General features: G+C 57.9%; 18 protein-coding genes and 1 pseudogene. 10 read left to right on the forward strand and 9 right to left on the reverse strand.

The genetic code is table 11. From position 1 onward, the window contains the following. Window positions 1-219: 219 nt before the first annotated feature. Together JL474_RS05995 and JL474_RS06000 are read right to left on the reverse strand one after the other, a co-directional pair. Window positions 220-1,572: a hypothetical protein gene (locus JL474_RS05995; protein WP_328797786.1), complete on the reverse strand. Its 1,353-nt coding sequence runs from the start codon at window positions 1,570-1,572 to the stop codon at window positions 220-222. A gap of 192 nt (window positions 1,573-1,764) precedes the next feature. After that, entirely contained in the window at window positions 1,765-2,229 is a 465-nt protein-coding gene (locus JL474_RS06000) for a lecithin retinol acyltransferase family protein (protein ID WP_123635109.1), read from the reverse strand. 123 nt (window positions 2,230-2,352) lie between these two features. Between JL474_RS06000 and JL474_RS06005 the strand changes: the two genes are divergently transcribed. From JL474_RS06005 to JL474_RS06020, 4 genes and pseudogenes are all read left to right on the forward strand, one after another. Next, window positions 2,353-2,724, forward strand: coding sequence for a helix-turn-helix domain-containing protein (locus JL474_RS06005; protein WP_203141328.1), 372 nt, complete (start codon window positions 2,353-2,355; stop codon window positions 2,722-2,724). 353 nt (window positions 2,725-3,077) lie between these two features. Next, on the forward strand, window positions 3,078-3,923 hold the full coding sequence (locus tag JL474_RS06010; protein WP_236012091.1) for a transposase: 846 nt from the start codon (window positions 3,078-3,080) through the stop codon (window positions 3,921-3,923). Between the two features lie 15 nt (window positions 3,924-3,938). Then, window positions 3,939-4,400 (forward strand): annotated as a pseudogene (locus JL474_RS06015) (class II glutamine amidotransferase); the annotation flags it as partial. 181 nt (window positions 4,401-4,581) lie between these two features. After that, window positions 4,582-5,778: a hypothetical protein gene (locus tag JL474_RS06020; protein ID WP_123635111.1), complete on the forward strand. Its 1,197-nt coding sequence runs from the start codon at window positions 4,582-4,584 to the stop codon at window positions 5,776-5,778. Window positions 5,779-5,927: 149 nt separating this feature from the next. Here the strand turns inward: JL474_RS06020 and JL474_RS06025 are convergent, their stop codons facing one another. After that, complete coding sequence (locus tag JL474_RS06025) at window positions 5,928-6,869, reverse strand: alpha/beta fold hydrolase (protein WP_203141329.1); 942 nt, start codon at window positions 6,867-6,869, stop codon at window positions 5,928-5,930. Between the two features lie 30 nt (window positions 6,870-6,899). Next, a complete protein-coding gene (locus JL474_RS06030) occupies window positions 6,900-8,123 on the reverse strand; it encodes an MFS transporter (RefSeq protein ID WP_236012092.1) in 1,224 nt (407 codons plus the stop codon). Window positions 8,124-8,312: 189 nt separating this feature from the next. On the opposite strand from JL474_RS06030, the gene JL474_RS06035 reads away from it, so the two are divergent. Beyond that, window positions 8,313-9,209, forward strand: coding sequence for a LysR family transcriptional regulator (locus JL474_RS06035; RefSeq protein WP_203141330.1), 897 nt, complete (start codon window positions 8,313-8,315; stop codon window positions 9,207-9,209). Between the two features lie 46 nt (window positions 9,210-9,255). Here the strand turns inward: JL474_RS06035 and JL474_RS06040 are convergent, their stop codons facing one another. Further along, on the reverse strand, window positions 9,256-10,164 hold the full coding sequence (locus JL474_RS06040) for a LysR family transcriptional regulator (protein WP_203141331.1): 909 nt from the start codon (window positions 10,162-10,164) through the stop codon (window positions 9,256-9,258). 150 nt (window positions 10,165-10,314) lie between these two features. On the opposite strand from JL474_RS06040, the gene JL474_RS06045 reads away from it, so the two are divergent. Next, window positions 10,315-11,289: an MBL fold metallo-hydrolase gene (locus JL474_RS06045; RefSeq protein WP_203141332.1), complete on the forward strand. Its 975-nt coding sequence runs from the start codon at window positions 10,315-10,317 to the stop codon at window positions 11,287-11,289. Between the two features lie 299 nt (window positions 11,290-11,588). Here JL474_RS06045 and JL474_RS06050 read toward each other — a convergent pair whose 3' ends face one another. Then, window positions 11,589-12,173, reverse strand: coding sequence for a glutathione binding-like protein (locus JL474_RS06050; protein ID WP_203141333.1), 585 nt, complete (start codon window positions 12,171-12,173; stop codon window positions 11,589-11,591). A gap of 123 nt (window positions 12,174-12,296) precedes the next feature. On the opposite strand from JL474_RS06050, the gene JL474_RS06055 reads away from it, so the two are divergent. Then, complete coding sequence (locus JL474_RS06055) at window positions 12,297-12,668, forward strand: winged helix-turn-helix transcriptional regulator (RefSeq protein WP_203141334.1); 372 nt, start codon at window positions 12,297-12,299, stop codon at window positions 12,666-12,668. Between the two features lie 332 nt (window positions 12,669-13,000). Beyond that, a complete protein-coding gene (locus tag JL474_RS06060; RefSeq protein ID WP_203141335.1) occupies window positions 13,001-14,692 on the forward strand; it encodes an FG-GAP repeat protein in 1,692 nt (563 codons plus the stop codon). 134 nt (window positions 14,693-14,826) lie between these two features. On the opposite strand, the gene JL474_RS06065 is transcribed toward JL474_RS06060, so the two are convergent. Next, a complete protein-coding gene (locus tag JL474_RS06065; protein ID WP_203141336.1) occupies window positions 14,827-15,099 on the reverse strand; it encodes a hypothetical protein in 273 nt (90 codons plus the stop codon). On the opposite strand from JL474_RS06065, the gene JL474_RS06070 reads away from it, so the two are divergent. After that, the gene (locus tag JL474_RS06070) at window positions 15,093-16,775 is read left to right on the forward strand and encodes an AMP-binding protein (protein ID WP_236012093.1); all 1,683 of its coding nucleotides are present in this window, start codon (window positions 15,093-15,095) and stop codon (window positions 16,773-16,775) included. The genes JL474_RS06065 and JL474_RS06070 overlap by 7 nt on opposite strands. A gap of 81 nt (window positions 16,776-16,856) precedes the next feature. Here JL474_RS06070 and JL474_RS06075 read toward each other — a convergent pair whose 3' ends face one another. Next, window positions 16,857-17,606, reverse strand: coding sequence for an SDR family NAD(P)-dependent oxidoreductase (locus JL474_RS06075; RefSeq protein WP_203141338.1), 750 nt, complete (start codon window positions 17,604-17,606; stop codon window positions 16,857-16,859). Window positions 17,607-17,744: 138 nt separating this feature from the next. Further along, on the reverse strand, window positions 17,745-18,755 hold the full coding sequence (locus tag JL474_RS06080) for a LacI family DNA-binding transcriptional regulator (protein ID WP_236012128.1): 1,011 nt from the start codon (window positions 18,753-18,755) through the stop codon (window positions 17,745-17,747). A gap of 419 nt (window positions 18,756-19,174) precedes the next feature. Here JL474_RS06080 and JL474_RS06085 point away from each other — a divergent pair, with 419 nt between their 5' ends. Beyond that, window positions 19,175-20,095, forward strand: a complete 921-nt coding sequence (locus JL474_RS06085; RefSeq protein WP_203141340.1) for a dihydrodipicolinate synthase family protein — start codon at window positions 19,175-19,177, stop codon at window positions 20,093-20,095. Window positions 20,096-20,108: the final 13 nt, after the last annotated feature.

Here is a 20,108-nt window from a genome sequence, read left to right on the forward strand (position 1 = left end):
CAGAGCATTGGGCCGTCATCTTGTCCGAGTGATCTGGCAGATGATGAAAACAGGTCGGGGATATGAGCTCAGAGATCGCCAGAGTGAGTAATCTGGCTTGAAAATCCTAGAGGGATGTTCAGAGTGCATAGTTAGTGATCAACTCTGACTCCATAGCCTCGTAGACAGAAAACCGAGTCTGATCGTTTTTTCGCCACTGATCATTGAAGCAGCAGAGCTTCACTCTGCTGCTTCCGACTCATAATTTTCCTCATCTTGCTCTTTAGCAGACTGCCTCTTTTCGATCTTCGGAGGCGGCGGTGTCCAGGCCTTCAACCACTGGCCGGCTTCTTGATAGAAATGCGGCACCGCCTTCTCAAGCTCTTCAACGAATACCTTTCGCCCACTGAACTTCCCTGCCAAGTCGACCTCATACACCACTTCGAATGTTGTGGCGGTGGTGTTTGATGTTTCGGATTCGATGAGTTCTGGGGCTTCTCGAAGATCCTTTAACGGCTGGTATGTGGCTTCGGCTTTCCCTGGGCGAGTTGCCCTAATGAAGAACCCAGCCGGATTGGTCTTCTTTAGCTGGCGTAGAAGCCAGTTGGCTCGAGCTTTGGTGCTTTGTTTGTCTTTAGGGGCAGCGAGTCGCATGGAGCAATAGATCATCCGCCGTTGGAGATCGGCGGTCACTTCGAGATCCGCAGCCGTGTTGATGATGCTGAGTGCACATTGGAGAGAAGGGGCTTTGCTGAACGCTTCTGCGTCATCTTTAACGCGCTTTGCAGGATCAAGGCGGTGATCGTTCTTCAGTTTTAGCGAGACATCGCTACCGGTAAGTCGAGACATGATTAGGCACAAATCACGCTGCTCCTGATGCCAGGCCGCGATGGTGTTTTGTACTTCGTCGCTCGTTTTGGCCAGCGAGGCGTTGCTTTTGACCTTGTTGACCACGTCCTTCCACTCTGCATTCATTTGATCGAAGTGGCTGATGCCGGAGCGATCGCTCTCGAAGTAACGCTGGATTTCGTTGAGGATGAAAATCTGATCCTCGTCTTCAACGCCATCGTTTTTCAGGAGCAGGGCGCATTGGGTTCTCACAAAGGCCCAGGACCAGTGGAACAGACTGACCGATTTCGTGGCGTTCTTCGGTAATGAGACCGGGTGATGCGTTGGCAGGGCAGAGAACTGATTGGTGATGGTAATAACGGCATCGATTTTGTGAGCCTTCGCCTGCTGAAGATATCGAGAGATCTGCTCTTCAGTAACGGACTCGTTCCCGATTTTCGCTTCAATGAGCGCTCGCCATTCCTTCTTACCGGTTCTGAGAATCAAAAGCCCGTCGGGGCGATCTTTGGGTTTGGGGGCCTTCTTGTCAGAGCTCTCGAAGACGACTTCGGTCCATGCCTCCAGCGTTGCCCTTGACCCGACTCGAATGCCAATCGACTTCAGCAAAGCCTGCCGGAGCTCGTAGACGGCTCGCATGCCTGCCAACAGCACGGAAGCGGATTTTTGTTCCCGTGCGCTATCGGCAACGATGGGGATAAGACGGGCGGGTTCTCCACTTGCGAGAAATTCGGGACGGTCAGACACAGCATGCTCCTTTTTGTTATTGATACCTTCCTAGTCTGTAGCCTAGTACGGCATTTGAGCGTTTGCTTGGATTTTGAGCTGTTCAGTGAAAAAGGATGTAAAACCGCGAAATGAGGTTTCTCCTGCTTCTAGGAGGATAAAAGCCTCAAAGTTCTGAACTGTTGAGGCTTAATTCATGGCCAGACCCCGAGGTTACTTACCAACGGCATAGGTCGTTGCTGCAACGGCCGCAGTCGCGGCGACCAGTGTCCAGAACCAGTTCCCGTCGGTGGCTTTATACGTAAAGTAAGCAGCGGTTGGAGCAGTGATGCCGCAGGCCGCAATTTGATGGCTCTTGGGCTCCAATCCAGCTACTCGACGAGCAAATGCTTCACAGTTTGAGCTGAACAAACAGTACTTCAACTTGCCGATGTGTTGCCGTGCTCTGAGAACAATGATTTCGGGGGGCAGCATTGATTGGAAAGAAGCTCTGGATACCGGCTTGTTTCCAACTGCTTCATTCCAAGTGCGTTCTTGTACTAAACCCTTCGCAGCGGAGTTGTCAATAACCATCGGTGCACCAGTCTCGTCATACCTATCCGACACGATACCGTAGTGTGTGTAGGTTGAATGTCGAACGGCGATGATAGAGCCCGGTTTGTGCGAATTTTGAGTCATGTTTTTTTACCTTTTTTGCTGTAAAATATGCCTATTAAGTTAATACGCGCCAATTTTCCAAAGATGCCTCACAGGCAAAAATGCCTGTGAGGTTGGGTTGATTGTGTATCAATTGGAGGTTACGTGCAAGCAGGATCTACATACGCGGCTGTGGTCGGCGCAGTAATTGGGAAACTTAGGTCCGAACGAGCAATTGGTCAGGGGGATTTAGCGGCTGCTGTAGGGGTGGGGCAGCCAGCTTGGTCACGTATCGAAAAGGGAGGCAGTGCATTGACGGTTGACCAGTTGGCTAGGGCGGCAGCGGCGTTGAACTGTTCACCTTCTTATATCCTCGAAATGGCCGACAAAACTGTCTCGGAGATGAGGAATCAGAACTTCCAAGTTTCCTATGAAAAACCAAAAAGGGAGTCTCCCGAGAAGGACAATACTGGCCTGCTGTTATTGGGGGGAGCTGCGCTTGCTGCTTTGATAATTGCCGCAAATAAGAACAATTAAAGGTGTGTAGTTGAGTGCGAAAAAACCGGAACAGATTTATTTTTCGTAGCTCGCGTCCGGGTCACCGCCTCCTTTGGTATTGCTCAGGGCCAGCCGACGAGCGTGACACCTAATCCCTGTTCTGAATGGCTCGCCGACCGCGCAAATTCTGGCTGGCCGGGCCCGCTAAATCCGGTACCCTTGGGGCATAACCCATTCCCCGCCAGGGACGACGTCGAGCCATGTGCGAACTGCTGGCCATGAGCGCCAACCATACGCGGGGTCAAGTCTTGCGTTTTGCCCCGCCTTGCCATTTCGTTGTGATGACCGCAGTCTATTCTCGCCCAAAGTAGAACCACGGAAGGAGCCAAGGAATGGCCAGACCGTTGCGACTGGAGTTTGCCGGCGCGTTGTATCACGTGACGTCTCGCGGAAACCGTCGGGAGATGATTTACGAATCAGACGGCGACCGCCGCGCCTGGTTGTCGATCCTCGATGAGGTTTGCGAGATCTTCAACTGGGTATGTCACGCCTATTGTTTGATGGGCAATCACTACCACCTGCTAATCGAAACGCCGGAAGGCAATCTATCGAAAGGCATGCGCCAACTGAACGGCGTCTATACGCAGGTTTTCAATCGGCACCATGGCCGGGTAGGGCACGTTTTCCAGGGGCGTTATAAAGCGATTCTGGTCGAGAAGGACAGCTACCTGTTGGAGCTGTGCCGCTATATCGTGTTGAACCCTGTTCGTGCTGCGATGGTTCGGTCGGCAGTGGAATGGCCTTGGAGCAGTTACCGCGCGACGGCGGGTTATGAGCGGGATTTAAAGGCACTCAATGTTGATTGGATTCTTGCTGCCTTTGCTGAACGGCGGGATAGAGCCGTTGAGAGTTACGAGCAATTTGTTGCTGACGGCAAGAACCAGCCGTCTCCTTGGGAAAGCTTGAAGAACCAGGTCTATCTAGGGAGCGATCAATTCGTTGATGACATGCAGAGGCGAATTGAGGGGGCTGAACGTCTCAGCGAAATACCCACGAGTCAGCGCCGCCCCCTGGCCAAACCACTACAGTTCTATGTGGACTCTGCGTCGTCCCGAAACGAAGCTATCCGTTTGGCGTATGCAAGTGGCGGGTACGGCCTGAAAGACATAGGTGATTTCTTTGGGCTTCACTATTCGCGCGTCAGCCGAATTATCCGTGAGGCAAAACGCAAGACCTGACCCCGGCATGGACCCCATGGCCAGATTACCGGCTTCCGACCGGCGCCGGGTTACTACGAGCCGGTCGGCAGCACCGACAGCGAGGCGCTGTTCTGCGATATTCTGAATGACCTGCGACGTGACTGCGACCGTGATACCGCCACCGAGGTGATTGTCGGCCGGCTGGTCGAGCTGGCTCGTGGGTATGCCCGTCAGGGGGTGTTCAATCTCCTGCTCAGCAACGGGGACTGGCTCTTTACCTTCTGCAGCACCAAGATGGCGAGTATCACCCGCCGCGCGCCCTTTGGCCCGGCGCGACTGAAAGACGCCGATGTCATCGTCGATTTCGAATCGGAAACCACCCCTGACGACGTGGTCAGTGTGATTGTGACCGAGCCCCTGACCACGGACGAGGTCTGGGACATCTACCAGCCCGGTGAGTGGCGACTCTGGCGCCAGGGTGAAGTCATCATGCAGGGAAGCGCAGGCCCCAACTAATAGAGCGCCTGTGCATCGGCGGAGAATGATTTACGAATTAGCAGCGAGAATTTGCCTGAATTTTTGGAGGGTATGGACATAGACTTCAGGTACCATGACCAAGAAAATTTATGGATGAGCTTGTGCCCTTCTAAATTTGTAAAATTCCAAATTATTAGTTTTCCAGAACAAGGATCGTTCGATGCAGACATATGCAAGCACAGCTTGGTGCGGCGATAGACCTTTCAGTTGTGAATTTGCAGTTAGGCCTCCTCACGAAGAACGTTTGCCGGTTCCGGGTAAAGCCTGGCGGGTTACCAAAACGCTTCTCATGATTCTTCTAATCGCTGCACTGGTTGCCAGCATCATCCTCTTTGGTATGGCTGCGTTCGGTTCAGGTCTGAGGCTTTCTGTGATGATTGAAGACCCGCTATTTTCGGCGCTCTACGTGCTAATTGCCGCCATCGTCATGGTTGATGTTGTCGTCAGAATTGACGACAAAAAACAGAGCCAGTTACAGGCTAACGGGTTTCAGAGGCGTGCCAGTCATCGCCTTAAGTCGGAAGCAGCGAGATTGGAAATTCTTGATTTCGAGTGCCGGCCTAGCTCTAGATCTGCTTTGTTGTTTTTTCGTAGTGGTGATGTTAGGCCAAGCAAATGGCGAAAGTATATCAGTGGATTGTCCAACTTTAAGGGCGTGAAGTGGGATGAGGAGGAGCTCGCATATTTCTCACCTTCTTCCTTCCAAGGGAAGATGACTGGAGTACTATTCGTATGTTGGCCGATTATTGTTTTGGGTTGGCCGATCATCGTCCTGCATTTATTTTATCTCGATGTGGATGACATTAACGTTATCGGTTATGCCATTTTCTTTCTTCTGAGCGGAGGAGGGGTTTTTCATTCATTAATTTTCAAGAAACACTATCATGATCATGGTGGCACTAAGAAATTCGCGCTGAATCGGCGAACGGGACTGGTTACTTTATATGAGAGCGGTGAAGAGGTTTTTTGTCATCGATTCATTGATTTTAACTGCTATTTTAAACAAGAGTATTTCGGTGGCCGAACTGGGTGGGTGAGAAGTTTACATATGGCTTATCGAAATGAAGATTATCCCTATGACCATGTCGTGAATTTGGCGACATTCGTGAGCAATACGTCGGCCCGTGCCTATTTGGAGGTTTGGGAGATCATCAAGTGCTACATGAATACAGCGCTTCCACTTCCGGAGTCTCTGTTTCTGGCCTCAAGAAGACCGTTTGATCCCACGACCGCCGCTTACGATTCAGAGCATGAGACTTCCCCGCTCGTCACTTCAAATATGAGTGATAGCGAGTTTCAGCACCTTCTCCGTAAAGTTGATGATGTAGATAATGAATGTCGTCAGACCGCATATTAATTGACTAGTCTGACGCCTAGTTCCGCTACATTAGAATCCAGAATCCGCGCAAATGATAAAGGTGTCAGAACGCATATTTATTGCGGTATCAGAAACAGACAAAAGCCCCTCCTTTTGGAAGGGCTCACGGAGTGTGTGACTGCCAGTCGTCAATTCCCGAAAAAGCCTGCCAGTTGGCTGGCGACCGTGTCGGGGGCCTCTTCCGGCGGGAAGTGCCCGCACTGCTCGATCACGCCGCCCTCAACCCGGTCGGCGATATCCCGCATCGTGGTGTAGAGCCGGTTTCCGACTCCGCCGTCTGCACCCCAGGCCATCACCGGCATGGCCAGCTTTTTGTCGGCGCGCAGCCGGTTCTGTTCGAGTCCCCCGGCATTGAACAGCGTGCGGTAGTAGGCAAACGCGGCCCGCATGGCGCCCGGCGCGCTGAATAGGCGGGTGTATTCATCCAGGTCCGCCGGGGTGATGGCGGCGGGGTTGCGTGTCTTGGTTCTGAACAGCCAGTCGAGATAGGGCCGCTCGCGCCCACGGATCAACAGTTCCGGGAGGTCGTCCAGCCGGTTGAAGCCGAAGTGCCAGGTCCGCACGTTGGTGGTCTCATCGGGAATGCCGCCGGGGCCGGCCGGGCTGATGCCGGGCAGGGCTGCATCGTAGAGCGCCAGCCGGCGGATATCGTCCGGCCAGTCCGCGGCCCAGGCGTAGGCGATCCAGGCGCCGATATCGTGTCCGGCCACGTTCAGGGCGCCGTTGTCGGTCAGTCCCAGGTGCCCGGCAAACCGGTGCAGGTCGCGGGCGACCGTCGCCAGGTCATAGCCGCCGAGTGGTTTGTCCGAGTCACCGATACCCCGCGGGTCGACGGCAATCACCCGGTGGCCGCTTGTCGCCAGCCGTTCCATGACGTGTCGCCAGGTGTACCAGCTCTGCGGCCAGCCGGGGATCAGCAGGATGGGATCGCCCGCCCCGCCTTCGACATAGTGCAAGCGGATATCATCCAGAACGGCGTAGTTGCGGCTGAAGCGGTTCCAGAAAGAACCGGGGTCAAACGCAGGTAAGGGGGCCGTGGCGTGCGCGTTTTGCTGAATCTGTTCAGTCATGGGTAAAAGCCTCTGTTCTTCAAAGGTGAATCAAACGGGGGATGGCGCCCGGCGCCGAAGACGCCACAGGGCGAGCAGGGCGAAGGCAATCAACACCATGATGGCCGCCGTAAAGGTAATGCCGGCGTCCCGCAATCCAAATGCCTCGACGGCGAGCCCGAGGCTCACAATCGGTACCGAGATGGCCACGTAGGCAATCACGAACAGCAGCGAGGTCACCTCCGCCTTTTTCCCCGACGGGCTGGCGCCGGCCAACGCCGCGATACTGGCGGCAAAAATGGCGCCCTGGCCGGCACCGGCAATCAGCGCGGCGGCGATCAGTGCCAGCAGGGCGCTGCAGGCAATCGACAGCCCGAGCAGCCCGACGCCGACGAGCAGTGCCACGCAGGCCAGGGGCAGGCGCATCGAGTCCGGTATGCGACGCTGCACCGTCTGGCCGGCGAGGGAGGCGGCAAAGACGGTGAAGACCACCACGCCGATACCGGCCCGATTGGTCAGGCCCAGAACCTGACCCATGACCGCCGGAGCCAGCGAGGTAAACAGGCCAAGCACCGCGAAGCCGGCAAAGCAGCCCACGGCGGCCGGCAAGAACAGCGGGCGAACTTCCGGCGGCAACCCCAGGGGCTGGCGTCGCAATTGCAACCGGGGCGGCGGTGTCACGGTTTCGGGCAGCCGCCACAGCAGCACTGCGGCGACCAGGATCAAGGCCAGGTGCAGCAGGTAGGGGAGGTGAAGCGGCCAAAACGCATATTGGGAAAGGAGGCCCGAGATCAATGGCCCCATTCCCAGGCCGCCCATATTCGCGGCGCCGGCGGCCAGTGTTGCCCTGCCGCGTTGTTGCAGGGGCGCCAGCTCGATCACCGCGATGGTCGCCGTCGCAGTGAACAGGCCCGCAGAGATGCCTGACAGCAAGCGGGCCAGCAGCAGGACCGGGAGCGAGCCCTGGTACAGGAACAGCAGGGCGCTCAGGGCGGACGCGATCAGACCGGCGAAGAGTACCGGACGGCGCCCGACCTGGTCCGACCAGGGGCCGGTGGTCACCAGCGCGCCCAGAACACCCACGGCGTAGGTGGCAAAGATGATCGAGACGGTGAGATTGCTGAAGCCGAAGGCTTCCTGGTAGAGCGGATACAGCGGCGCCGGCACGGTGGTGCCCGCCATGTTGATGGCGAATATCAGCGCCATCAACAGAAAATAATGCGATGGGAGTGGCTGCGACTCTGTGTCGTCGGTGTGTCTGTTATCGACGGGCATACGGCCTGTTTCCTGTCAGGAGATCATCGTTGGTTCGATGGTCTGGTGTGCCACCGGTCAGGTGGCTGTTCGGGTGAGGTGAAGTGTCACCGATGCGCTACCTTGCCGGTAGACGGCTGACGGGAAAGACTGTTATACATCTGGTGTATGAGCGAACTGAATAGTCTGACAATAGACCGTATAGAGCTGATGCGGACATTCGTACGGATCGTCGATAGCGGCAGTCTCTCGGCGGCTGCCCGGCAGCTCGGCACGACCCAGCCCACCATCAGCCGCCGCCTGAAGACCCTGGAGAAACTGCTGGGAACCGAGCTGATCCTGCGCAGTACCCACGGCCGGAAGCTGACCGATGATGGTGAGCGCTGCTATGCCCACGCGAGAACGCTGATCGAGCAGTGGTCCGAGCTTGAAGACGGCCTGCGGGGTGCTGGAGAGGAACCGATGGGGCGCCTGCGGGTGCGCGCTCCCCATGCCTTTGGCCAGGATCAAATGATCCGGCCACTGAGCCGTTACCTGCAACGCTATCCCAGGGTGTCCATCGACTGGATGCTGAACGATCATTCGCCCGATTTTATCGCCGACAACATCGACTGCGCGATCCATGTGGGCAGCGTGACGGACCCGTCGGTGATCGCGGTCCTGCTGGCGGAGGTGCCGCGTATTGTGGTTGCGGCGCCGGGGTTGCTCGAGCAATCCCCGCCCATAGAACAGGTGCGGGACCTGGAACGGCTTCCCTGGGTTGCCTTGAGCACCTATTACCGCAACGAGGTGACCCTGGTCGATCGGCGGGCTGACCGCTCACAGCAACTCAATATCCGGCCCCGGGTCAGTACCGACAGCCTCTATGCCCTGCGCCAGAGTGCGCTCGAAGGATTGGGGGTCGCGATCGTGTCGACGTGGATTGTGCAGGAAGACCTGGAGGCCGGGCGCCTTGTCCGTATCCAGCCCCAGTGGTGTGCGCATCCGCTGCCCATTTATCTGCTGTACCCCTACGCCGCCTATTACCCGGCCCGGCTGCGCACCTTTATCGACCTGATGCGCGAGGTCATGCCAACGATGGCGGGCACACGCCCACCGGGTGTGTAGAGGCGGTTTTTGGCAAGAAGCCAATCATCGAGTGACGACTGGCTTCTTACCCCTGCGCGATGTCCAGAACCTGATGACGAAACCATTGGTGAGCCGGGTCGTCCTTCATGCGTGGGTGCCATAACGCGTAAAGCTCAATGGCTTCCATCTCGAGCGGCGGCGTAAACAAATCCAGCGTTGACTCGAAACGGCGTAGAAACCGGCCGGGCAACGTACAGAGGTGATCGCTGTTGGCGATGATCGCGGGAGCGAGCGCGTAGCTCTGTACGGAAAGGCTGACTCGTCGGGAACGACCCAGTTCGTCAAGGGAGCGATCCACGCTACCCGCATAGCCATGGCCGCTGTTTGACACCACGACGTGTTCGTAGCGGCAGAACTCGTCCAGCGAGATCGGGTGAGTGCCTCGAGGGTGATGGCGGCGCTGGGCGGTGACGAACCGATCCGTAAACAGCTTTCGAGCGATCAGCCCTTCATCCGCCATACCAGGCGATCCGATGACCAGGTCGATGTCGCCCCGGTCGAGCTTTTGCGCCATGGTCTCTGGATCGGGCAGTACGAACGTCGTCCGGATGTTCGGTGCCGTGCGGGTTAGAGCGGGGACCAGGTCCGGCCCCAGCATGATCGCCGGGTTGTCATAGCCGGCGATGACAAATTCGCGGTTGCTTTCAGCCGGGTTGAACGTTGGAGCATGGCCAACGAAATCGCGCAGATCGCTCAGCAGTTGGGGCAGCGTTCTCCCCAGCTCCTCGGCGCGAGGCGTCGGCACCACACCGCGGCCAGCCACCGGGACAAACAGCTGATCATCAAAGAGCCTGCGCAGACGGGTCAGCCGTCCGGAAAGAGCTGGCTGCGTGATACTGAGCCTTTCTGCGGCGTGGCTGACATTGCGTTCCTCCATCAGGGCTTCGAACGCTTTCAACAGGCCAATATCCATTTCATTCAGGCGATCGGGCATGTCGATGCTCTCTCCGTTTGTGGCCATGACAGGCCCGTCCTGAGGCTATCAATCCAGGTGATGCAAGGTATAACGCGGGTTGTTTTCTCAGCAAGCTCAGTCGTCTCTATGATCGGTTGCTGACATGCACCCAAATCAGGAAACGGAAAAATGGTAGTACGTTCGTTCATGCTTCTCACATTGGTGTTGGGCCTTTTTGCAACCGGGTCGGTTTTTGCGACGGAACCATTTTCGCCGGGAATAGCGCAGCAACGCCAAGGTGTCAACACCTACGCTTTCAAAATCGGTGATGTTCGCGTCACGGCATTGTCGGATGGCTCAGTGCCTCAGGACCTTCACAAGCTCCTGCATGGTCTCTCCGATGACGGGATTGATTCACGACTGGCGTATGCGTACCAGAGCAACCCGGTCGAAGTGTCAATCAATGCATTCCTGCTGGAGATCGGCGACAGACTTGCTCTTGTGGATACCGGTTCCGGTGAGCTGTTCGGCCCCGGTTTCGGAGGCAACCTGATTGATAGCCTGCATTCCGCGGGATTCAAGGCCGATGACGTGACGGATATTCTGCTCACTCATGTCCATTCCGATCACATGGGCGGGCTCACCCGAGAGGGTCAGATGGTCTTTCGTAACGCGACCGTTCATGTCGGCAAGCCGGATATGGACTTCTTTCTGGATCGCAAGAACGCGGAGCGGTCCGGCTATGACATGCACTACTTCAACCAGGCCATCCAGATCATGACGCCCTATGTGGATGCCGGGAAAATTAATGCCTTCGACAAGAGCACCGAAATCCTTCCCGGGGTCACCGCCGTTTTGCATCCGGGGCATACCCCGGGCAGCGCGTTCTTCAGGTTGGAGAGCAAAGGGCAGAGCGTGACATTCATTGGCGACATCATTCATGTGGCCGCGGTGCAGTTCCCGGATCCCTCGGTGACTATTGCCTACGATGTCGATCCGGATAAGGCCATTGCCGTGCGCTCCAAAGCGTTCTCAACTTTCGCCAAGCAGTCTGAATTGGTCGCTGTGCCCCATATGCCCTTTCCGGGTGTTGGCCACATTCGAAAAGCACGGGAAGGCTACGATTGGGTGCCCATCAATTATGGCAACCGTGATTCCAGGTAGTCGATCGAACCGGATTCCCCTGTTTGGCGGGGGACATCCAGGACGCCGGGTCATCTGACCCGGCGTCGGATGGAGCAACTCCGGGCGGCAACCCCGGCGAAGCCATCATGCCCGAATCCCTGCCGCCTTGGGGGTGTTGGGGCGGTCTTTGAGGTCGACCAGCGGTGCGGTGAAAGGTTGACCGTTCTTCGTGATGACATGCCAGAAGGTTCCCGTGACGATCACACTCTCGTGGTCGGATACGTGAGGCGTCATCACGTCAGATGTGGTCTCTGTGGGAAACCCGGACCAGCGGTTATTCAGCTTAGACCTTCTTCATCAAGTGCACGGGCTACGGAGGGCAATCGCTTCATGCGTGAATAATAGCGTTGCAGCCCTTGCGAGAGTTCGAGCCCCGTTCTCGACGATGCCATCAGGATCCAGAAAAGGTAGAAATCGGCAATCGTAAGCTGCTCGCCTATGAGATAGTTTTTATCGCCCAGTTGGTGGTCTAGCAGGGAGAACGCTTTTGCCAGCTTTTCTCGAGCCCGCTCTTTTTCCGTATCCGGAAAGTTCCTGAAGAAGGGGGCATAGCTGCCATGGATTTCGGAAGACATAAAAGCCAGTGCTTCCAACGTTCGCCATCTTAAGAGGTTTGTTTGGGGAAGAAGCTTGCCGCTGATCTCCGCAATATATTGAAGGATAACCATATTCTCCGTGAGTATTTCTCCATCGTCGAGCTCAAGGGCCGGGATGTAGCCTTTGGGGTTGATTGACAGAAAATCACGGTGGTCTTCGGTTTGTTTCTCAGGGGTAATGCTGATCAGCGTGTAGTCCAGGCCCGCTTCGATAAGTGCCATATGATCGGCAAGGCTGCAGGCGCCCGGGAAGTAGTAAAGAATCATCGTGGTCTCCATATCATGGTCGTCGTCCCCATCGGTTCAATTTGAGGACGCTTCGTGAGTGGGAAGCTCAAACGTATGGAGAGCCATAAATCCCGTCAAAGCATATATTTAGGAGTAAGTCAGATGAATATGACTACCTCAAAAGCGGGTGCTGAATGCAACGGTATAAAAGAAATGCTCAGCCGGGTCGGAGAGAGATGGACCGTTCAAGTGGTGGCGACCCTTCATACCGGCCCGCAACGCTTTAACGAGATCGTGCGGAAGGTTAATGGCATCTCACAACAGATGCTGACGAGAACGCTTAAATCCCTGGAGCGTGATGGCCTCCTGGATCGAGTCGTTCTTACAGGCTCGCCACCCGGGGTCGAATATTCCCTCACTTCACTCGGCTATTCCTTGGCCGAGCACTTGCGGCAACTGGCCGAATGGACGATCACGCATCAGGAAAGGATCGAGAGGAATCGTCTTCAGTACGACAACTGCGGGCAGGCGTAGCTGGGCTCGTTGACCAGGGGCCAAGACTGCAGAACTGGGGCGGATTTGTTTTTCACCAAAGGCGTCACTTCGTCGTTGCCCCCGCCTGTCCCTCCCTCCAGCTGAATTCCACCTGAACCCCAACATCTGTCGGGTACCGACGTGTTCCGGACATCGTTATGTTTGGCGGAATAACGAATGCTGTCAGGGAATACTCGAGAATGTTGTTGTCGCAAGCGTGGTTCAGGGGTTTTTACGTGGTGTTGTTGGCCGCGGTATTGAGTGCGTGTGGCGGTGGTGGATCGGGCGGCTCGTCGGATGCGTCCACGTCGACCCCGCAAGCTGCACCGACCGTGAGTTTTAGCATTGAGTCGGTCAAGACTTTCCGGTTTGACTGGGCGGATGTGGCGGGTGCGACGGAGTACCGGTTGCTGGAAAATCCGGACGGCATGTCCGGGTTTACGCAGGTGGGCGCGGCGATCGAGCCTGGCACGGAGACGCTGGGGCTGACGGTGCCGCTGTATGCCCGGGTCAATGCGCAGTACATCCTGCAGGCCTGTAATGCCGGGGGATGTGTGGATTCGGACACGCTGTCGGTCAGTGGTCACCTGGTGTCAGGGATTGGCTATGTCAAGGCGAGTAATACCGATGCCGGTGATCTCTTTGGCGTTGCGGTCAGCTTGAGCGCGGATGGCACCACGCTGGCGGTGGGCGCCTATTTTGAGGACAGCGCAGCGAAAGGCGTGAATCAGGATCAGGACGACAACTCGGCCGATAACTCCGGTGCCGTGTATGTGTTTGCGCGCGAAGCCGGCACCTGGTCGCAGCAAGCCTATCTGAAGGCCTCGAATACGGACGCCGGTGATGGCTTTGGCTACGCGGTCAGTTTGAGTGCGGATGGCGCCACACTGGCGGTTAGCGCGATGGGTGAGGCCAGCGCTGCGCAGGGCGTGAATCAGGATCAGGACGACAACTCGGCCGATGACGCCGGTGCTGTCTACGTGTTTACCCGGGAATCCGGCACCTGGTCCCAGCAGGCCTACCTGAAAGCCAGCAATGCGGATGCCTCCGATGCCTTTGGCAATTCGGTCAGTCTGAGTGCGGATGGCAGTACGCTGGCGGTCGGGGCCTTTCATGAGCGCAGTGCCGATCGCGGTGTGAACGCGGATGGGAGTGACAACTCGGCCGCCGAAGCGGGCGCCGCGTACGTCTTTATCCGTGATGGCGACACATGGTCTCAGCAGGACTACCTGAAGCCCAGCAATATGGATGCCCATGATGCCTTCGGCGCGGCTGTCAGTCTGAGTGCGGATGGCAATACGCTGGCGGTTGGAGCGGAGCAGGAGGCCAGCGCTGATCGAGGCGTGAATGCCGATCAGAGCGACAATTCGGCCGAGAGGGCCGGTGCCGTGTATGTGTTTGTCCGCGAGGCCGACACCTGGTCGCAGCAGGCTTATCTCAAGGCCAGCAATGCGGATACCTACGATTACTATGGCACGGCGGTTAGCCTGAGTGCGGATGGCAACACGCTGGCAGTTGGTGCGAATTGGGAAGATGGCGGCACGACCGGTGTGAATGCTGATGAGAGCGACAATTCCGCTGACTCATCGGGCGCCGTGTACGTCTTTATCCGTGATGGCGACACATGGACCCAGCAGGCCTACCTGAAGGCGAGTAATACGGACGCCGATGACGAATTTGGCGATGCGATCAGTTTGAGTGCGGATGGCGACACACTGGCGGTCGGGGCGAATCAAGAGGCCAGCGTCGCGACAGGCGTTGATAACGACCAGAACGACAACTCGGCCCACTATGCTGGCGCCGTGTACGTCTTTACCCGAGAAGCGGGCACCTGGTCGCAGCAGGTTTACCTGAAGGCGAGCAATACGGATGCGGGGGATTCCTTTGGCAGGGCGGTCAGCCTGAATTCGGATGGCACCACGCTGGCGGTAGGCGCGTACAGTGAAAGCAGCGCCACGACGGGCGTGAATGACGACCAGAGCGATAACTCGGCAGGCGGAGCCGGTGCGGCTTATCTGTTCTGAAAATGGGGTAGGCCCGGTAGCGGCTGCCCGGTAGCAATGAGTCTGACTCGGGAAAACTTTGGCCCTCACGCTTTGCGTTGAGGGCTTTTTTGTGGGCCATGAGTGGGCTCGGGTTGCTGGCCCCCATGCGCCTTTTACAGGCAGGTACCGGCACCTTTACCCTTCCCGGAGATCATGGCGCGTTCGCCTGTGGTGAGCTCCACGGCAAACATGAAGCGGTTACTGGAGGCGGCATTTACCACCAGCGCCCGGTGGCGGTTCGCATCAACAATGAGGGAAAGTGGGTCTATGATGTCATGACGATGTGTTGACTGCGCCAGTTCAGGAACGTCGTATCGCTGGACAACAAAAACAGGGTGGCCGATCTCCGGGCCGCCAACCGCGAGATAAGGAGAACGTGATGCCATCAGCCGAAGCCTTCAAAGCCGCACGCCAGCAGTTGCTGGACCTGCGCGAAGATTACGACCGCGCCTACGAGACCTTCAAATGGCCAGAGCTGGACCAGTTTAACTGGGCACTGGACTGGTTTGATGATTACGCGAAAGACAACGACAAGATAGCGCTCTGGCTGGTGGATGCCGACGGCACCGATCAACGCTACAGCTTCGAACAGATGCGGCAACGCTCCAACCAGGTGGCGAATTTCCTGCGCGGTAATGGGCTCGGTCGGGGCGATACGTTGCTGATCATGCTCGATAACGTCATCGAACTCTGGGAAACCATGCTGGCCGCCATCAAGCTGGGTGCGGTGGTCATTCCTGCCAGTACGCTGCTGTCGCAAAAGGATCTCGGAGACCGCCTCGCGCGCGGCGGCGTCACCCACATCCTCTCCGCCGACGACTACGTGCAAAAATTCGAGGGCGTGGCCAAGGGCCTGACCCGTATCGTGGCCGGTGAGGCCAGCGGATCCTGGATTGGCTACGACGCCTCGTATCAGTCGCCCGTCACATTCCAGCCAGACGGCGTGACCCTCGCTACGGACCCGATGCTGCTTTATTTCACGTCGGGCACAACGTCGCAGCCCAAGCTTGTGTTGCATACCCACCAGAGCTACCCCGTGGGGTCGTTGTCCACGATGTACTGGCTGGGCCTGCAGCCGGACGACATCCACTTCAACATCAGTTCCCCCGGCTGGGCCAAGCATGCCTGGTCCAATCTGTTCGCGCCGTGGGACGCCGGCTGTACGGTCTTTATCTACCGGCAGCCACGCTTTGACGCGCCCGCCACGCTGCAGGTGATCGCCGACAAGGGCGTGACCTCCCTGTGTGCACCGCCCACGGTCTGGCGTATGCTGATTCAGGAGGATTTGTCAGCCTACGACGTCAAGCTCCGGAGTCTGGTGGGCGCGGGCGAGCCGCTCAACCCGGAAGTCATTGCACGGGTTGAGAATTACTGGGGACTGAGAATCCGGGACGGCTATGGCCAGACGGAGACCACGGCCCAGATCGGTAATCCGCCCGCCCAGAAGATGAAGTCCGGCTCAATGGGCCGGCCATTGCCCGGCTATAAGATTGCCCTGCTCGATGCCGACGACAACGAGCAGAACGAAGGTGAGATTGCCATTGATGTGCGCCAGCAGCGTCCGCTTGGCCTGATGCAGGAGTACCGCGACGACCCGGCACGCATGGCAAAAGCGCTGCACGACGGCTTTTATCGCACCGGCGACGTGGCCAGCCGTGACGAGGATGGCTACTACTGGTACGTCGGCCGAGCGGACGATGTGTTCAAGAGCTCGGACTATCGGGTCAGTCCCTTCGAACTGGAGTCCATCCTCATTGAACACGAATCCGTGGCCGAGGCGGCGGTCGTGCCCGCACCCGATGAGGTGCGGCTGAGCGTGCCCAAAGCCTATGTCGTGTTGCGCCGCGACTACGAGCCCGGCCCGGAGGCGGCAAAGGCCCTGTTCGCGTTCGCCCGCGAGCGCATGGCGCCGTATATGCGGATCCGGGAGCTGGAGTTCGCGGAATTGCCCAAGACCATCTCCGGCAAGATCCGTCGTGTTGAGCTGCGCGCCCATGCCGCGAGCGGGGACCGCGGAGACTATGCCTATACCGAAGCCGATTTCCCGGATTTGAAGGGCTGATCCGCGAGAATCAAGGCCCCGAGTCCCCTTCGAAAGAGGGGCCGGGGCGCTTCGCCGGATAGTCCTGTGTAGACTGGCGGCTCAGGACAGAACCTGCCCGCCATCCACCACCAAGGTCTGGCCGGTCATCCACCGCGCCATATCGGAAGCCAGGAACAGCGCCACGTCGGCGACTTCCTCTGGCGTGCCGAGGCGACCGAAGGGAATCCCCTTGCGAATATTCTCGTAGAGCTCCGGATTGTGCTGGCGGGCCTGATCCCAGACGCCACCGGGAAACTCGATCGAGCCCGGGGCAATGCCATTCACCCGCACTTTATGCGGGGCCATGGCCACCGCCAGACTGCCCGTGTAGTGGGCGACGGCGGCCTTGATAGCGGCGTAGGGGGCGGTGCGTGTCGAGGCGTGTAAGGCAGCGATGGAGGCAATGTTGATGATCGTGCCTCCGGATTCCTTGAGCGCGGGCAGGCAAGTGTGGCCAGCGCGCACCGTGCCCATCAGATCCACCTCAACACTGCTCAGCCAGCCCTCCTCGTTGTCTTCCCGGCCAAACGCGGAGGCGCAATTGACCAGCACGTCCAGGCCGCCCAATTCGCTTATGGCGTTTTGTAGATAGGTCTCCAACGCGGTCTTGTCGCCAATGTCGCAGGGCGCCACATGCAGCGCCAGCCCTTCGTCGGCCGCTTCTTTCGCCAGAGCATCCAGGGACGCCTGCCCGCGGGCACACACGGAAACGGTGGCACCAGCGCGGGCAAATCCCAACGCGATGGCCCGGCCAATACCCTTGCTGCCGCCGGCGACGATGACGCGCCGGCCCTGGAAATCAAACGTCATTGGATGCTCCTGTTGTTCGCTAAGTTGGGGCTCGCCTCTGGACGTGCCAGCGGCTCGAATCTCCAGCTACTTTACGACAAACCGGTTGTCACAGTGCGGCAGAATTCGCAAGGCTAAAGGATTTGGCTTCAACGTGGATCAGGATTTCACAGCCACTGCGCGCCTTCGACGGGCCGGGGATGCAGAGGATTCCCGGGGCATCAGTGTGGGTAATGTGCGCTGGATAAGCTCGGCAGGCGGTTGAGGGGCCAGCAATAATTCAATAGCTTGCATGGCGATGTAGTCGAACGGCACCCGGACCGATGTCAGTGGTACCGGCAAGCGGCTTACCAGCGGGATGTCGTTGTAACCAACGAGCGACAGATCCTTCGGGATGATCAGCTTCAATCGATGGGCCGCTGACATGACGCCGATCGCCAGGTTATCGTTGACGGCAAAGATGGCACTTGGACGATCCGCCCCCGACAGCAGCCGCATCCCGGCCTCTTCGCCGGATTCTATCCCGAACCCGGACTCGCAGATCCACTCTTCGCGACAGGGCAGGCCGGCTTCTTCCAGGGCTCGTCGATAACCCCGTTGCCGGTCACGGGCACTGGAGGTAAAGCTGGGACCTGCCACCAGGCCGATCTCCCGGTGGCCCAAATCAATCAGGTGGCGAGTCGCGAGATAACCACCCTGTTCATCGTCACCCAGGGAAGAGCGACTGACACCATCGGTCCTCAGAACCAGGGTGTGGGCAATCTCCTGCTGGCGGAGCTGACTGGGAAGTTCGTCATCAAGTCGGCTGGTGGCCAGGATGAGACCGTCGACCCTTCGACCCAGCAACGATTCCGCCGCTTTCTTCTCTTCCTCTGGATCGTCACCGCTGCTGGCCACAATCGTAAAGTAGCCCATGCGATGCGCGGCCCGGGAAATGGCTTCATACATCAATGCCATCACGGTATCGCTTAAGCGGGGTACCAGCACGCCGATGGTCCCGGTGCCGCCCCTGCGCAAGCTGGACGCGACGATGTCACGCCGGTAGCCCAGTTCCCTGGCGACCTGCCGGACCCGTTCTGCCGATTTGCTGCGAGACGGAGGGAAGCGTTCGTCCAGCACCCGCGACACGGTCGAAATGCTCACGCCGGCCGCCTTGGCCACATCGTGCATGGACACCGGTTTGTCAGCAGTCCTGCGACTAACGGCTGGTTTCTGCGGCGATTTATTGGGCATGACGTCCTTGATCGTTGGGCTTCAGATGGGAATTGAGTGTAATGGCGGCCCTGCGACCCGGCAACTGTGGAAGTGGTGAGCCGATCCGGATTGCCGGGCTCCCACGTTGCCCCGAGAGAGGCGGTTTTCATTGGGATGAGCGTCCTGGTCAGAATTTATGGCACCCACGCCTGATTTTTATTTCTTTAGTGATCAATCACTTTGGGGATTTCTGCCGGATTCGATGACGTCGCTTTCTGGAAATTCCGGCCATTCGGTTTGACAGCTCAAAGAGGTGAGGCATATATTGTGAAAACGTTTGCAGAAACGATTGCATGAACGTTTTCAAATTGAGCCGATCTTTTGAGGTGAACAAGATGAACAATATTGATCTGAAAGGCTTGGTGCCTGCGCCCGTAACCCCGTTTACCCGCGATGGTGAAGTTGACCATGACGCGATTCAGCGTCTGGGCCGCTGGTTAGGGGGGATTGAGGGTGTAAAGGGCCTGGTGGTTCTGGGGCATGCCGGTGAAGGGACCTTCCTGACATCCGACGAGCAAACCGCCGTTATCGAGAGTTTTGCGGAATCCGTCAGTGGGTCTATTCCCATCATTGCGGGCATCACCGGTGAAGGAACCCATGTGGCGGCGAAAGAGGCTCAGCGGGCGGTCAAGGCCGGAGCCTCAGCCGGTCTGCTTTATCCTTCCCACGGTTGGTTGCGGTTTGGCTACCAGAAGGGGGCGCCCCAGGACCGGTATCGAGCGATCCACGAGGAAAGTGGCTTACCGCTGATCCTGTTCCAGTATCCAGATGTGACCAAGGCCACCTACGATCTTGAAACCCAACTTGAAATTGCCGCCCAGCCGGGTGTATTTGCCATGAAGAACGGCGTACGCAATATGCGCCGCTGGGACACCGAGATCCCTGTGATCCGTCGCGAGAATCCCGAGCTGCAGGTGCTGACCTGTCACGACGAGTACCTGCTGCACACAATGTTTGATGTGGATGGTGCCCTGGTCGGCTATGGCGGTATCGCGCCGGAGCCCCTGATCGAGCTCATCGCGGCCGGAAAGGCACGGGATTACGAAGCGGCCCGCGCTATCCATGACCGCCTGATGCCGGTGACCAAGAGCGTCTATCACCGCGGTTCCCATATGGAAGGTACCGTGGCGCTGAAGCATGCCCTGGTTGCGCGTGGCATCCTGGATCATGCCACCGTGCGGTCGCCATTGCTGCCGCTGGCCGACGGGGCCGACCAGGAAATTGCCGACGCCCTGCGCTCCGCCGGGTTGGTTTAGAGGCGGGTTACGC

The organism is Marinobacter mangrovi, from assembly GCF_016798325.1.
In the GTDB taxonomy this organism is placed as follows: domain Bacteria; phylum Pseudomonadota; class Gammaproteobacteria; order Pseudomonadales; family Oleiphilaceae; genus Marinobacter_A; species Marinobacter_A mangrovi.

Excerpts from the sequence above, each read along its gene's own strand:
- JL474_RS06010 (WP_236012091.1), top strand. The coding sequence starts at position 3,078 with ATGGCCAGACCGTTGCGACTGGAGTTTGCCGGCGCGTTGTATCACGTG.
- JL474_RS06050 (WP_203141333.1), bottom strand. The coding sequence starts at position 12,173 with ATGATTCTTTACTACTTCCCGGGCGCCTGCAGCCTTGCCGATCATATG.
- JL474_RS06055 (WP_203141334.1), top strand. The coding sequence starts at position 12,297 with ATGAATATGACTACCTCAAAAGCGGGTGCTGAATGCAACGGTATAAAA.
- JL474_RS06045 (WP_203141332.1), top strand. The coding sequence starts at position 10,315 with ATGGTAGTACGTTCGTTCATGCTTCTCACATTGGTGTTGGGCCTTTTT.
- JL474_RS06085 (WP_203141340.1), top strand. The coding sequence starts at position 19,175 with ATGAACAATATTGATCTGAAAGGCTTGGTGCCTGCGCCCGTAACCCCG.
- JL474_RS06065 (WP_203141336.1), bottom strand. The coding sequence starts at position 15,099 with ATGGCATCACGTTCTCCTTATCTCGCGGTTGGCGGCCCGGAGATCGGC.
- JL474_RS06070 (WP_236012093.1), top strand. The coding sequence starts at position 15,093 with ATGCCATCAGCCGAAGCCTTCAAAGCCGCACGCCAGCAGTTGCTGGAC.
- JL474_RS06035 (WP_203141330.1), top strand. The coding sequence starts at position 8,313 with ATGCGGACATTCGTACGGATCGTCGATAGCGGCAGTCTCTCGGCGGCT.
- JL474_RS06040 (WP_203141331.1), bottom strand. The coding sequence starts at position 10,164 with ATGCCCGATCGCCTGAATGAAATGGATATTGGCCTGTTGAAAGCGTTC.
- JL474_RS06020 (WP_123635111.1), top strand. The coding sequence starts at position 4,582 with ATGCAGACATATGCAAGCACAGCTTGGTGCGGCGATAGACCTTTCAGT.
- JL474_RS06080 (WP_236012128.1), bottom strand. The coding sequence starts at position 18,755 with ATGCACGATGTGGCCAAGGCGGCCGGCGTGAGCATTTCGACCGTGTCG.
- JL474_RS06030 (WP_236012092.1), bottom strand. The coding sequence starts at position 8,123 with ATGCCCGTCGATAACAGACACACCGACGACACAGAGTCGCAGCCACTC.
- JL474_RS06025 (WP_203141329.1), bottom strand. The coding sequence starts at position 6,869 with ATGACTGAACAGATTCAGCAAAACGCGCACGCCACGGCCCCCTTACCT.
- JL474_RS06000 (WP_123635109.1), bottom strand. The coding sequence starts at position 2,229 with ATGACTCAAAATTCGCACAAACCGGGCTCTATCATCGCCGTTCGACAT.
- JL474_RS06075 (WP_203141338.1), bottom strand. The coding sequence starts at position 17,606 with ATGACGTTTGATTTCCAGGGCCGGCGCGTCATCGTCGCCGGCGGCAGC.